Raw genomic sequence first — 12,792 nt, forward strand, 5'->3', positions numbered from 1 at the left:
TCCCGGGGGCAGCCATTTTCGTTTGGACAGGCAGCTTTCTATTTACTTAATGCCGCTGAACAACGCCCATCGTAATCAGCACATTCGCATAGATGCGCTGCTCGCCGGTCACGACGGCAATTTTGACGTTCGGCTCTTTGCCGGCGCCGTAAAAATCGAAGCGTCCGCGCGGATGAAGAGGCAGCTCCGGGCCGAGCAAGCGGCGGAACTCCGCAAAGATTGCCGGTTCCTCGCCGTCATCCGGTATCATGACTTCGGCTTTTTCGATTGCGATCGTTTCATGAATCGCCGACAAAACGTCGGTTACGAGCGGAATGCCGTGCGTCAGGTTCAAAAAAACGCGTCTCGTTTGTTCATGGGTATTCGAGATCGCGGGATAGTTGCCGTCCGCTATCAATATTTTATCCCCGTGCCCGCATTCTCCCAATAAAGAAAGCAGCTCGGGATGCGTAATCGCGCATTTTAACATGCTTCGCCTCCGGATCGCAAAATGGATGAACCCTCTTAAGACACCGCCCTATGCCGGTTAATGAAATCCTCGACCTCCGCTAGAAACGGCAAGGACGGGATCGCCCCCTCCCGGGTGACCGTCAAGGCGCCGACCGCATTGGCAAACCGAACCGCGTCCTCGACCCTGGCACCCGAAACGAGCTGTACGGCGAGAGCGCCGTTGAAGGAATCTCCCGCCGCCACCGTATCGACCGGACGAACCGGATAGCCCGGCACATGCTTCGTCCCGTTCTCGTCGACGATCAGCGCCCCTTGGGCAGCCAGCGTAACGATGACGCAGCGGACGCCCTTGCTTCTCAGTTCCTGAGCCGCTTTCTCGGCATCGGCGGCCGTGTGAACCGGTTTCCCCGTTAAAATGCCCGCTTCCGTCTCGTTCGGCGTCAAATACGCAACGTTGCGCAGAAGCGCATCGCTGAGCGGGACGGCCGGCGCCGGATTTAAAATAACCGGCACCCCATGCTTGCGGGCCATTGCGACGGCCTGCTCCGTCATGGTTAAATCCATTTCGAGCTGCATGACCAGGATGCTCGCGCCGCGGATGACATCCTCGATTTCGGCAAGGTCGCTCGGCGAATATTTCAGATTCGCGCCGGGTACGACAATGATCCGGTTCTCGCCGCTTTCTTCCAACACGATCGAGCCGATGCCCGTCGGCGCTTCATGCAGCCGTATACATTCCGTCGCTATATTTTCCTTCCGCATCACGTGCAGCATTTCCGAGCCGAAGTCGTCCCGTCCGAGCATCCCGGCCATCGTGACCTTTCCGCCGAGACGCGCTGCGGCCACCGCTTGATTCGCCCCTTTGCCTCCGGGAAAACGGTTAAAGCCGCTGCCGATTATCGTTTCCCCCGCAGCAGGCGCCCGGAACGTCCGAACGACAAGATCCATCATGAAGCTGCCGATCACCACAATATTCATCTTCGCTCACCCCGATTTCGATTCGCCAGCAGGGTCGGAAAGCTTCTTTCCAAGGCTCCCGCCGGGATGGTACAAATAAAAATCGTCTTTCCCGAACGACTTCAACCGGGAAATCGTAACCGCCAGCGCGTCTCCGATCGCAAGCTGCAGCATGGCGCTCGTAGTCGGCGCCAAGTCCAGATGATCGGCTTCTTTCTCGTAGTTGTAAGTCAGCGCCACTTCGCTGCCGGCCGCCAGCGTCGAGCCGCTGTTCTTCGTGATCGCGATGCACTGCGAGCCGATCCGTTTGACGACCTCAAGCATGCTTAGCACCTCTGCCGTTTCCCCGCTGTTGGAAATGAGAATGACGACATCCCGTTTCTCGATCATCCCGCTGTCCCCATGCACGGCTTCCGCGGCGTGCACGAAGAACGAAGGCGTCCCTGTGCTCGAAAGCGAAGCGGCGATCTTCTTGCCGACATGACCGGATTTGCCTATACCGGAGATGACGATTTTGCCTTCGCATTTTCGGATGACCTCGACGGCTTTCACGTACTCCTCGCCGACCTCGGCGACTAGGCGGCCTAACGCATTCGCTTCGTTCCGCAGACTTTCCTTAATAAAATCCAAAATAAGCATGTATGAATGCCTCCTCGCGATGTGTTATCGTTTACACAAGCTTGATGACAAGCTGTGGGATAAACTTCGGCAACCCTGAAACGCCTAAAACATGTTATCGTTTACATGTTGAGAAAAAAGCAGAAGCGACTGGTCCCTCGCTTCTTTCCCGCTTACTGCCGGTTCGGGTTCGGTATCCACTCCGGCACGAATATCCGGTTCTCCGCCGCTCCGCCCTGCGTGCCCAGCTTCTTGACGACAAGCTCGCCGACCGCTTCGCCCAGCTGCTGCGGGTTCTGCTTGATCACGGAGAGCCGGTGCCGGAACAAGGAGGAGAACTCCAAATCGCCGAACGACACGACCTCTAGAAAATCCAGCGGGATTTGCAATTGCTGCAAGCCCAAATAAAGCCCGAACGTCATTTCGTTATTCGCCGAAAAAACGGCTGTCGGGGGTTCGGCTAGTGCCATGAACTGTCTAATCGCTTGCGTGCCCGAATCACGTGCGTAATCGCCGCTGAACGCCAGCTCGGGATCGGGCGTTATCCCCGCTTCCGAGAGCGCTTGAAGAACGCCTTCATACCGTTCGCGGGCGGTGATGGTGGATTCCGGTCCTTTGATCACGCCGATGCGCGTATGGCCGTTCGCCAGCAAGAAGCCGACAGCCGACTTTACTGCACGCGTATTGTCCTCCGCGACGGTATCCAGCCGGAGAGCGGACATCGGACGGTCCGCCAGGACGACGTAAACCGACCGGCTTACGCTTTTGATCAGCTCCCGGTTCTCGCCGGTTCCGGCCAAAATGAGCGCCTCCACCCTTTTCTCGGTCAAAAAGTGGATGGCTTCCTTCTCTTTAAGCGGATTGTCCTCGGTATCGATGAACAGCAGATGGTAGCCCTCGGCCACGCATCGGGTTTGGATCGAGCGCGCCATTCGCATAAAGTACGGGTTCGTCATGTCGGGGAGGACGATGCCGATACTCCGCGATTTCTCCTGCTTCAAGCTGCGTGCAATCGCATTCGGCTTGTAATTCAGCTTGTTGATGACCTGCAGCACATGCTTCTTGACGTCCTCGTTCACATAGCCGCTGTTGTTCAGCACGCGGGAAATGGTGGCGGTCGATACGCCGGCTTCCTGTGCGACTTCTTTAATCGTTAGCTTCTGCAATGGCGTATCCTTCTTCGTGTATGTTATCGTTTACATAACGCTAATAAAATTATATTTCGTTTAGTAAAATCTGTCAAACCTATTTATTGCGGGATTGTTGTCTCTTCATTCCCACTGCAAAAACCTCAAAATTCATTTTTTCATAGTACGGCACCAGCTCTTCTTCGCAAAAAAATTGCAGGTGCAAGTTGTCTTTTTGGCAATACTCCACTAGTAAACGGGTAATTTCAGATCCAATCCCTCTATTTCTATAATCGGAGTGAATGCCCAGCCCGCATAAATAAGCATTGATGATCCCGTCGGAAACGATTCTTCCCGTACCTACTAAGCGATCTTCATGATAAGCATAAACGGCGCACCAACTCTGTTCCATGGCGGTCAGCAGCTGATGTTTACTAAGTTGCAAGTATGCATTCCACTGAAGATTCTCATACAACTCATAAATGCTATCTTCAGTCGGCAGCTCTGTATCATATCGAATGTCCATAAGAGGGTCTCCTTCGCTCTAATTGTCCCTTTTTATTATCGCAGCCATATGAGTAATGAAATCAAAATCCTTATCCATATTTGCTAACCAATCGTCCGTGTCCCTCCTTCAAAAGTCATAGATGGGAATGGCGCGTATCCTCAGAATGGCATTCAAATTCCCGTTAGAGTAACCCCCCCTGTTGCGAATCATATAAGGGGGGCATGCTAGGAATTCGGCTTATTTTTATGTCGCTAAATACATAATACTCAACTGGAATAATATGGGCAAAGTAATGATTCCCTATATATAAACAATCCTGCTCGTTCTGATAAATGACGTGCCGGTCCGTTCCAATGACAAAAAAACAGGTCGAAGCCCGACAGCTTCGACCTGCTTATTAAAAGACTCCCTTCCGTTCCGTCCCGTCCCGCAACACCTCTCCTGTCGGTTCCGTCGAAGGAACCGGCTCGTTAGGCTCCGCGTCTTGCTCCCCAACGTTTAACGGCTGTCGCCCATGCCCGTATAACCGTCCTCCGAAGAACGCTTCTCTTCCTTGTCGGCAAGCGCCTTCCCTTCGGCCGACCACAGAAATCCGCGCCGCATGATCAGCTTCATCTCCGGCATGGCTACGATATCCGCCTTGTGGCCCAAGGAGCAATAAAACACTCTCCCGACACCCCATCTTTTCGTCCAAACAACCGGCATATCGACCGCTTTATTGAGCGAATGCGGGCCTTCCGCAATGGGAAAACGCGTCGTCGCCAGCACTTCGACCGCCGGATCGACGTGCATGTAATACTGCTCCGATTTCACGGTAAAATCGTTCATTCCCGCCAAAATCGGGCTGCTGCTATTCTTGACGTTGACGACGTATTCCACGCCGTCATTCCCCGGATGCGCCACCCATTGGCCGCCCGTCATAAACTGCCAATCGACGTTGCTGCGGAACGAATCGCACATCCCGCCGTGGCAGCCCGCTATGCCGACGCCGGCCTGTACGGCCTCGGATACGTTGTCCGCCAGCTCTTTGCCGATTTCGCCCATCGTCCATACCGGTACGATCAAATCGAGCGCCTTCAGCTTCTGTTTATCGGCGAAGGATTCGAGCGTATCGGAACATTCGACCTCAAACCCGGCTTCGGCAAGGACTTCCCGGAAAATGCCGGCAACCTGCTCCGGCTCGTGGCCGAGCCAGCCGCCCCAGACGATCAACGCTTTTTTCATGGTTACGCACGCTCCTATGCTTGTAGTCTATCAGCGAAAAGCCGCCAGCTGCTCATTGATCCCGCGCGTTTGTTCATAGATTTGGCGGTAAATGCCGAATAGCTCCCTGTACGTCCGTACGGCATCCGGATCGGGCGAATAGGAGGCGGCATGCTTGACAAAACAGGCCGCGCAAGCCTCCAGACTGGCGAACCAGCCGCAGCCGTATGCAGCCAGCATAGCCGCGCCAAGGCCGGGCCCTTGCTCGCTGTGAATCGCGATGACGGTTGCGCCAAAAATGTCGGCCTGCATTTGCAGCCACAGCGGATTTTGCGCGCCGCCCCCGATCGAGACGACGGAGTCGATCGTTTTCCCGGCAGCCCGGAACGTTTCGACGGTCTCGTTCAAGGAAAACGTGATCCCCTCCATGACCGCCCTCGTGAAATGCCCACGCGTATGGGAGCCGTCCATCCCGACAAAGCTGGCGCGAATATGAGGGTCCGCATGAGGCGTTCGCTCCCCGACCAAATACGGAGTAAACAGCAGCCCCCCTGCACCGGGCTTTATGCCGTCTATACCTCTTAGCAGTTCATCGAACGATTCGCCTGCCGCGAACGTTTGTTTGAACCAGCTAAGCGAATAGCCCGCGGCAAGGGTAACGCCCATCGCATAGTAGGCGTTCTCTTTCCCGTGGTTGAAGAAATGAACCTTTCCGCCATAGTCCGCCCTCTTATCTTCGATATAAGTAAGCAGAACGCCGGAAGTTCCGATGCTGCTTAGGGACTTCCCTTCGGAAAGGATCCCTGCGCCGATCGCGCCGCAGGCATTGTCCGCTCCTCCCGCGAACACCTTCACGGCAGGAACGAGCCCTATACGCTCAGCCATCGCGGGAAGCAGCGTGCCGACCTGCTCATGGGACTCGGCCAAAGGCGGACACAGCTCCGGCTGAAGCTCGAACGCCGCCAAAATGTCCCGGCTCCACCTTTTCTCGGCCACATCGAGCAGCAGCGTTCCCGCCGCATCGGAATAATCCATATGAAGCGCGCCGGTAAGCCGATAGCGGACATAGTCCTTGGGCAGCAGGAACAGCTTGGAGCGGCGGAACGCCTCGGGCTCATGTAGTCTGACCCACAAAAGCTTCGGAAGGGTAAACCCCTCCAGCGCCGGATTCCGCGTAATGCCGAGCAGCTTCTCGCCCAGTACGCGTTCGATTTCGCGGCACTGCTCCGTCGTACGGGTATCGTTCCACAGGATAGCCCGCCGCACGGGCACCCCTTCTTCGTCCAAAAGCACAAGGCCGTGCATTTGACCCGAGAAGCTGATGCCTTCCACTTCAGAGCCTTGGATGCCGGAAGCTTGCAGCAGCCGGCGAAGCGCCTCCGCGGTCCCGTTCACCCAATCCTCCGGATTTTGCTCGCTCCAGCCCGAATGCTCGCGAAATAACGGATACTCCGCAGAAGCCTCCGCCCTCACATCCCCGTCGCGGTCCACAAGCAGCGTCTTGACGGCGCTCGTTCCAAGGTCGATGCCGATCACATAAGCCATTGCCACTCTTCCTCCCCCCATAAAGTACCTGCGGCTATCCGTTACACGCTATATATGATTTCGTTAAGAACAAGCTTCATCCGCTCCTGGCGGCCCGAGGCGTTAGGGATCGGTTTGTTCTGCAGCGCGTACTGCTCAAGCGACGCCAGAGTGGCTTTGCCGGAGGCTATGTCGGCCCCGATGCCTTCGCGGAAGGAGGCGTACCGTTCTTCCACGATACGGTCCAATACGCGCTCCTCCATGATTTTCGCGGCCGCCTTCAATCCCCAGGCATACGTATCCATACCGGCTATGTGCGCCAGAAACAAATCCTCGGGCTCGAACGAGCCTCTGCGAACCTTCGCGTCAAAGTTAATGCCGCCGCGGCCGAGTCCTCCGGCCTTCAGCACTTCGTACATCGCCAGCGTCGTGGCGTACAGATCCGTCGGAAACTCGTCGGTATCCCAGCCGAGCAGCAGATCGCCCTGGTTCGCGTCAAGCGATCCCAGCATGCCGTTGATGGCGGCCACGCGGATTTCGTGCTCGAAGGTATGGCCGGCCAGCGTCGCATGATTGGCTTCCAAATTCAATTTGCATACGCCGGTCAAGCCGTATTTTTGCAGGAACGCTATCGTCGTCGCCGCATCGAAATCGTACTGGTGCTTCGACGGTTCTTTCGGTTTCGGCTCGATCAGGAATTGGGCGCCGAAGCCGATTTCTTCCGCATAGTCGGCCGCCATCCTCACCAGCCGCGCCAAATTGTCCAGCTCGAACGCCATATCGGTATTCAGCAGCGTTTCGTAGCCTTCCCGGCCGCCCCAGAACACGTAATTTTCGGCGCCCAGTTCTTTGCCGACTTCCAGTCCTTTTTTGATTTGCGCCGCCGCATACGCATACACATCGGCTTGCACAGCCGTGCCGGCTCCAAACACATAGCGCGGATGCGTGAACATATTCGCCGTATTCCAGAGCAGCTTTTTGCCCGAAGTCTTCATGCCCTGCTTCAGCAGCTCCACGATCGCGTCCAGATTCCGGTTCGTTTCCTGCAGCGTTTGGCCTTCCGGCGCGATATCCCGATCATGAAAGCAATAGTAGGGAATGCCGATTTTGTCCAAAAACTCGAAGTTGGCTTCCACCCGCGCCTTAGCGAGGTCCATGCCGTTATAGCGGTCCCAGCCGCGAACGGCTGTGCCGGCCCCGAACGGATCCGCACCCGTTCCGGTGAAGGTGTGCCAATAAGCGACGGCAAACCGGAGATGCTCCTCCATCGTCTTGCCCAGAACCGTTTCCTCGGGATTGTAGCGCTTGAACGCAAACGGATTGTCCGAACCTTTGCCTTCGTATCGAATCTTGCCGACATTCTCGAAATATGCCATGAACGGATACGCCTCCAATTTTCGTTTGGGAGTGAATGTTATCCACATTCTAGCACGCGCAAACTTAGTTTGTCTATTACACAAACTAAGTTATTTGTGATATACTTTCCTCTAAAATAGTGGTACCATGCAACAAATCAAAAAAATCGCGTTCGCGAACGGGGGTTCCACCTTTCCTATGCAAAAACCGACCGGAGACGCCGCATTAATCAAAAAAATAAATACCGCCATCGTGCTTGAATGCGTCTTGAAGCAAGCGCCTATCTCACGTGCCCAAATATCCGAGCGCACCGGCCTCAATAAAGCGACCGTTTCGAACCTGGTCCAAGATCTGATCGCAACCGAGCTCGTGAAGGAAATCGGGACCGGCGAATCGAGCGGCGGCCGCAAGCCGGTCATGCTTCTGTTCCATAATAAAGCCGGCTATGCGATAGGCATCGATCTGGGCGTTCATTACATCCGCGGTATCCTTGTCGACTTGGAAGGCGAGGTGATCCGAGAGTCCGTGCTCGAGCTGCGAAGCGACCTTGTCGAGGAAGTACTCCCCATGCTTTACGATTGCATAGAGGGTCTGGCGCTGTCGGCTCCGGACTGCCCGTACGGGATCGTCGGCATCGGCATCGGCGTGCCCGGCATTGTGGACGGCGAGGGAAATATCCCGTTCGCGCCGAATCTGGAGTGGGAGCAGGTTCCTCTGCGGAAGCTCGTGTCGGAACGGTTCGGTCTGCCGGTAACGATCGATAACGAAGCGAATGCAGGGGCGCAGGGCGAGCTCATTTACGGCGCCGGACGCGGCATCGACAATCTCGTTTACGTCAGTGCGGGGATCGGTATCGGCACCGGCATTGTGATCCATAATCAGCTCTATAAAGGATTTACCGGGTTTTCCGGGGAACTCGGACATTTATCCATCTCGATGGACGGCCGCAAATGCCGCTGCGGCAACAACGGCTGCTGGGAGCTCTACGCTTCCGAGAAAGCGCTGCTGCAGCTGACAGTCCCTCTCCAGCTTCATTCCATAGAAGCCGTATGCCGGGCGGCGGAAGACGGGGACGAGCGGGTGATAGCCCTGCTCCGGCAAATCGGCGTGTATCTCGGGATCGGGATCGCCAACATCGTCAATGTATTCAATCCCGAAGCCGTCATCATCGGGAATCGTTTGAGTCTGGCGGCGCCTTGGATCGGCGAAGCGATGAGAGAAACGGTCGCTCAGCGCACGCTCGCTTACCACCGCAGCGGCATGCGGCTCCTGTTCGCCGAGCTTGGCGAGCGTTCTGCCGTGCGGGGAGCGGCCTTTTACGCGATCGACAGTTTCCTTAAGAAGATGAAAGGGGATATGTGACACACGGGGACGGAGTGGAATAAGCTTACAGTTCGAGGAAGCAGAGGGTTTTGAACCAGCACCTCAGTCCCCGGCTGCCGTTATTTCCATCCCCGCTTCCCGGCACGCCGTCAACAATTCTCCTTCCGGCAGCCGATCGGCGATCATGCGGTGAGCGTGCCCGATATCCGCAAAGGAAACGAGAGAGCTCGCGCCGAATTTGGTATGATCCAGCACGATATTGACTTCGGCGGAACGCGTTATCGCCACCCGCTTCAATTCCGCTTCGTACATGTTGGAATTGCTGAATCCGTCCCTGACATTCAGCCCGCTGGCGCCGAGGAACGCGCGATCGAACGCCATTTTGGACATCGCCTCGACCGCCATCGGCCCGGACATGCTTGAGGTGGTTTCCCTGACCATACCGCCGATGACGATGGTCGGGATGCTCTTCTCGATCAGCTCCGCCGCTACGTTCAAGGCGTTGGTGATAACCGTTACCTGTGTGCCGGGACGGAGGTGGCGCGCCACTTGAAGCGTCGTCGAACCGCCGTCGATGAATACCGATTCTCCCGGTTCAATAAGCGCAGCCGCCAGCCGGCCGATCCGTTTCTTCTCATCCTCGTGCGAGCCTGTACGCTCCCTTAAAGACACGTCCTTGCCTATCAAGATCGCCCCGCCGAACGTACGGCGTACGATGCCGTGCTGCTCCAGCTTTTCGAGATCGCGGCGGATCGTCATTTCCGTCACGGCGAAATGATCCTTCAAATCGGATATTTTGATTTCCCCATCCGCTGTAATGAGATCGATAATTTGCTGTTGTCTGTCGTTAAACAAAGACATTCCCTCTTTTCGCAACAATTCGGTTCTATTATACCGCATTCGCCCCCGTTTTGATTGCAAGCTCCAATTCATATCCGATGCTTTCGCCGGGCTCAAGCCTAACAAGCGTTCCTCTTTGGCGCTCGGCGGCGCGTCCGTCGACCGCGCAGTTCGCCGGCTCCAAGCCGAGTACGTATACGCCTTGCCCGGGCATTTTCCACTGAACCAGATGGGGAAGGTGCTTCGTCGACCAGGACAACTCCGCGCACAAGGGCTGTACGCCGCCATCCGCGCGAGGGAAGCGTTCGTTGCCTATGCGTACGTAGGCTCTCCCTTGAACGGACCGGATATCGCGGTGAACGTAAACCCGTTCTTTGAAGCCCGCTTCCGGCGGCTGCCACCGGTCGTATCCTTCCGCCGGCGTTTCGGGTTCGCGCGGGAAGACGGCCGTGCCGGGAAATTCGATCTCCGTATGCTCGTCCATCAGCGGGAACCCGAAGTTAAAATGATACAGCATCATATGGCCGGCGCGGGTAAATCCGGCATTCTCCACCCGATCGCGGATGCGGATGACGTTCTCTCCCAGCCTGCTGCGGATTTCCCGCGTCAGCCGCAGATGGTCGCCGAAAATTGACGTTTCGTCGATCGTTCCTTTGACGGTCATTTCGTATTCGTCGCCATCCCAGACGCCTTCGGCACCGACATGGCGGGCGGGCAGATGGTGGATTCTGCCGTGAAGCCCGTGCCGCCGCCCGCCGTCTTCGCAAGGACTGCCTACGTTCGACAGACCGCAGGTCATCAGGAGTCCTCCTGCCGCGGTGCGCAGCCACTCCGTTCCTTGCGCGTCATAATAAGCGGGATGGGCGATACCGCCGGGAGCCTGCCAGCCGATCGGCACGCCGGCGAATTCGCTCATCCCGATATCCATTCCTCGCGAGGGACTGACCTCATAGGTTAGTCCAGCGCCCGTCCTTACCCGGACAAGCTCGACGCCGTCCTCCATCCCTTCCGTCCCCCGCACCCGCTGAATGCCGCCGATCTGCTCGATACGGCCGACTCTAGTCTCGATTTCCGTCCGCGTCCATTCCCGGTCATAGAGCTTCACGGGCTAATCCTCCGTCATCTCGGGCATACGCTTGATATTCGGATCGGTAAAGATGTCGCTCTCGTCCCGGCTCGTACTGGAAAATTCGGACACGACCGCTCCCTCGTCTCCCGCTTGAAACCAGTGCAGCGTATCCGGCGGGATCGTGTACTGCTGGCCGGGCGTTAACTCGATCTCATGAAACACCGTATAGTACGGCTCGCTACCTTCCGGTATGACGGCCTTCAGAGCCGGCGCCGGCTCCCCTTCCACGTAAAGGAATACGCTCCCGTAGCGGCAGCGGAACGTTTCCATTTTGCCGGGTTCGCTTCCTACAGGAGGGTGCTTATGCTCGGGACACGTTTGCCTCGGGAATAAGACGAGTTCTTTCGCGCAGTACCGGTCCGTGTTAACGTAGGTGATCAGCTCCAAGCCTTGCCGCTCCAGCTGGCCCAGGCCAAATTCGGCGATTTCGATACCATCCCGTTCCTCCGGCGTCAATACGATTCCGGCCTTCCGAAATATGTCCGCTGTCCGCTCCTGCGCCGTTCTTAATTCGCTTCTTTTGATCATACGGATCTCTCCCTTTCGCTTATGATTACGATATGGAATACGGTCCGATAAACAATCCCGCAGCCCCGTCCCAGCCCCAGCCCGGAAGGTCCGGCTTCGCCGCGCTGCGGGACCATCCGCCGCGAATCCGCTTTTGCACCGCTTCCCACGCCGGTATTCCGCTCGTCGCATCCGCTTGCTCGACGTTAAAGGCGCCGACTGCAACGGCTCCCGTAATAACCTCCTCAACGGAAAGCCCATGAACGAGACCCGCCAGAAATCCGGCGATCGTGCAATCGCCCGCTCCGGTCGTACCGGCGATGTTTACCGAGAAGCAAGGAGCCAACAGCTCCCGCGAGGTCCAGCGAAGTGCGTCCTTCGGGGCGCATCGTCCCATCGCCCGAATGCGCTCCGCATCGTCCGTCGTTCGCACGTACAACCCGAACTCGCCCAGCTTGACGGCCACGATCGCCGCTCCCATGTCGAGCAGCTCCTGTCCCAGAGCCGACAGCAGCGCACCGTCGATCCCTTTCCCTATGTCGCCGGCCCCGTAATCGCGTTCCAACTGCCTATATTTATCGCGATCCAGCATATACAAGATTTCATCCAAGCTGGGCAGAAAGACATCGACATGCGGCAGCGCACGCTGCAAGATCCGTCTCCACGCCGCCTGGCCCGCAGCCGAATCGGGATCCGGTTTGGCCATGTCCAGCGAAGTCGTAAGACCGGACTTCTTCGCGCCGGAGAACATGACCGCCAATTGCTCGCCTTCGTCTTCGTACATCCGCTTCATGAGCGGCGGGTATCCGAAATGGAAGTGCCGGGCGCGCCCGATTTCTTCCATGTTCAGATCGTCCGCGGCAAAGGTATCGTTCGCCCCGGTGCAGTGAAGAAAGACCCGATCGATGCCCGGGGGATTGATAACGACCGAATAGGAGCTGTGCTCGCCGGCGCTGACGATCATGCCTTCGGACAAGCGCCGGTCCTGCCCGCGGAGCAGGTCGAGAATGGTGTTGCCGAACATGTCGTCGCCGATTTTGCCCATCAGGCTCGCCCGGATGCCAAGCCGGTGCAGCGCAAGTCCCGTGTTCGATACCGCGCCGCCGGTAGCGGTTACCGCCGGACCGACGTCAACGAGCTTGCCGGGAACGAGCATGTCCTGCAGTCCGCCTTTTCGTCTTCCGAAGGAAGGGATCACATCCAGGCAGATGTGACCGGCCACCACCACATCAATCGGTTTCGAGCCCATC

The 12,792-nt window shown here is 57.0% G+C and carries 13 protein-coding genes; 1 reads left to right on the forward strand and 12 read right to left on the reverse strand.

The window, feature by feature from the left end; translation table 11 throughout:
- Positions 1-46: 46 nt before the first annotated feature.
- The 8 genes from ACKGJP_RS30365 to xylA all read right to left on the reverse strand — a co-directional run bounded on the left by ACKGJP_RS30365 (position 47) and on the right by xylA (position 7,763).
- Complete coding sequence (locus tag ACKGJP_RS30365; protein WP_409342492.1) at positions 47-469, reverse strand: RbsD/FucU family protein; 423 nt, start codon at positions 467-469, stop codon at positions 47-49.
- A gap of 35 nt (positions 470-504) precedes the next feature.
- Positions 505-1,428: a ribokinase gene (rbsK, locus tag ACKGJP_RS30370; RefSeq protein ID WP_409342493.1), complete on the reverse strand. Its 924-nt coding sequence runs from the start codon at positions 1,426-1,428 to the stop codon at positions 505-507.
- Between the two features lie 6 nt (positions 1,429-1,434).
- Positions 1,435-2,046, reverse strand: coding sequence for an SIS domain-containing protein (locus ACKGJP_RS30375; protein WP_409342494.1), 612 nt, complete (start codon positions 2,044-2,046; stop codon positions 1,435-1,437).
- 152 nt (positions 2,047-2,198) lie between these two features.
- The gene (locus tag ACKGJP_RS30380; protein ID WP_409342495.1) at positions 2,199-3,191 is read right to left on the reverse strand and encodes a LacI family DNA-binding transcriptional regulator; all 993 of its coding nucleotides are present in this window, start codon (positions 3,189-3,191) and stop codon (positions 2,199-2,201) included.
- Between the two features lie 79 nt (positions 3,192-3,270).
- Positions 3,271-3,678 (reverse strand): GNAT family N-acetyltransferase, encoded by a 408-nt coding sequence (locus tag ACKGJP_RS30385; RefSeq protein ID WP_409342496.1) that lies wholly within the window; start codon positions 3,676-3,678, stop codon positions 3,271-3,273.
- A gap of 480 nt (positions 3,679-4,158) precedes the next feature.
- A complete protein-coding gene (locus ACKGJP_RS30390) occupies positions 4,159-4,884 on the reverse strand; it encodes a ThuA domain-containing protein (protein WP_409342497.1) in 726 nt (241 codons plus the stop codon).
- Between the two features lie 30 nt (positions 4,885-4,914).
- Complete coding sequence (gene xylB, locus ACKGJP_RS30395) at positions 4,915-6,408, reverse strand: xylulokinase (protein ID WP_409342498.1); 1,494 nt, start codon at positions 6,406-6,408, stop codon at positions 4,915-4,917.
- A 41-nt stretch (positions 6,409-6,449) separates the two neighbouring features.
- Positions 6,450-7,763 (reverse strand): xylose isomerase, encoded by a 1,314-nt coding sequence (gene xylA / locus ACKGJP_RS30400; protein ID WP_409342499.1) that lies wholly within the window; start codon positions 7,761-7,763, stop codon positions 6,450-6,452.
- Between the two features lie 178 nt (positions 7,764-7,941).
- Between xylA and ACKGJP_RS30405 the strand changes: the two genes are divergently transcribed.
- A complete protein-coding gene (locus tag ACKGJP_RS30405; protein ID WP_409342500.1) occupies positions 7,942-9,105 on the forward strand; it encodes an ROK family protein in 1,164 nt (387 codons plus the stop codon).
- A 63-nt stretch (positions 9,106-9,168) separates the two neighbouring features.
- On the opposite strand, the gene ACKGJP_RS30410 is transcribed toward ACKGJP_RS30405, so the two are convergent.
- From ACKGJP_RS30410 to ACKGJP_RS30425, 4 genes are read right to left on the reverse strand one after another with little or no spacing between them, the layout of a single operon-like run.
- Positions 9,169-9,927, reverse strand: a complete 759-nt coding sequence (locus tag ACKGJP_RS30410; protein ID WP_409342501.1) for a DeoR/GlpR family DNA-binding transcription regulator — start codon at positions 9,925-9,927, stop codon at positions 9,169-9,171.
- Between the two features lie 28 nt (positions 9,928-9,955).
- Entirely contained in the window at positions 9,956-11,011 is a 1,056-nt protein-coding gene (locus tag ACKGJP_RS30415; RefSeq protein WP_409342502.1) for an aldose 1-epimerase family protein, read from the reverse strand.
- A gap of 3 nt (positions 11,012-11,014) precedes the next feature.
- Positions 11,015-11,563: a D-lyxose/D-mannose family sugar isomerase gene (locus ACKGJP_RS30420; RefSeq protein ID WP_409342503.1), complete on the reverse strand. Its 549-nt coding sequence runs from the start codon at positions 11,561-11,563 to the stop codon at positions 11,015-11,017.
- A 25-nt stretch (positions 11,564-11,588) separates the two neighbouring features.
- Entirely contained in the window at positions 11,589-12,791 is a 1,203-nt protein-coding gene (locus ACKGJP_RS30425) for a carbohydrate kinase family protein (RefSeq protein ID WP_409342504.1), read from the reverse strand.
- Between the last annotated feature and the right edge of the window lies 1 nt (position 12,792).

This window comes from Paenibacillus litoralis (assembly GCF_046244365.1).
Classification (GTDB): Bacteria; Bacillota; Bacilli; order Paenibacillales; family NBRC-103111; genus Paenibacillus_V.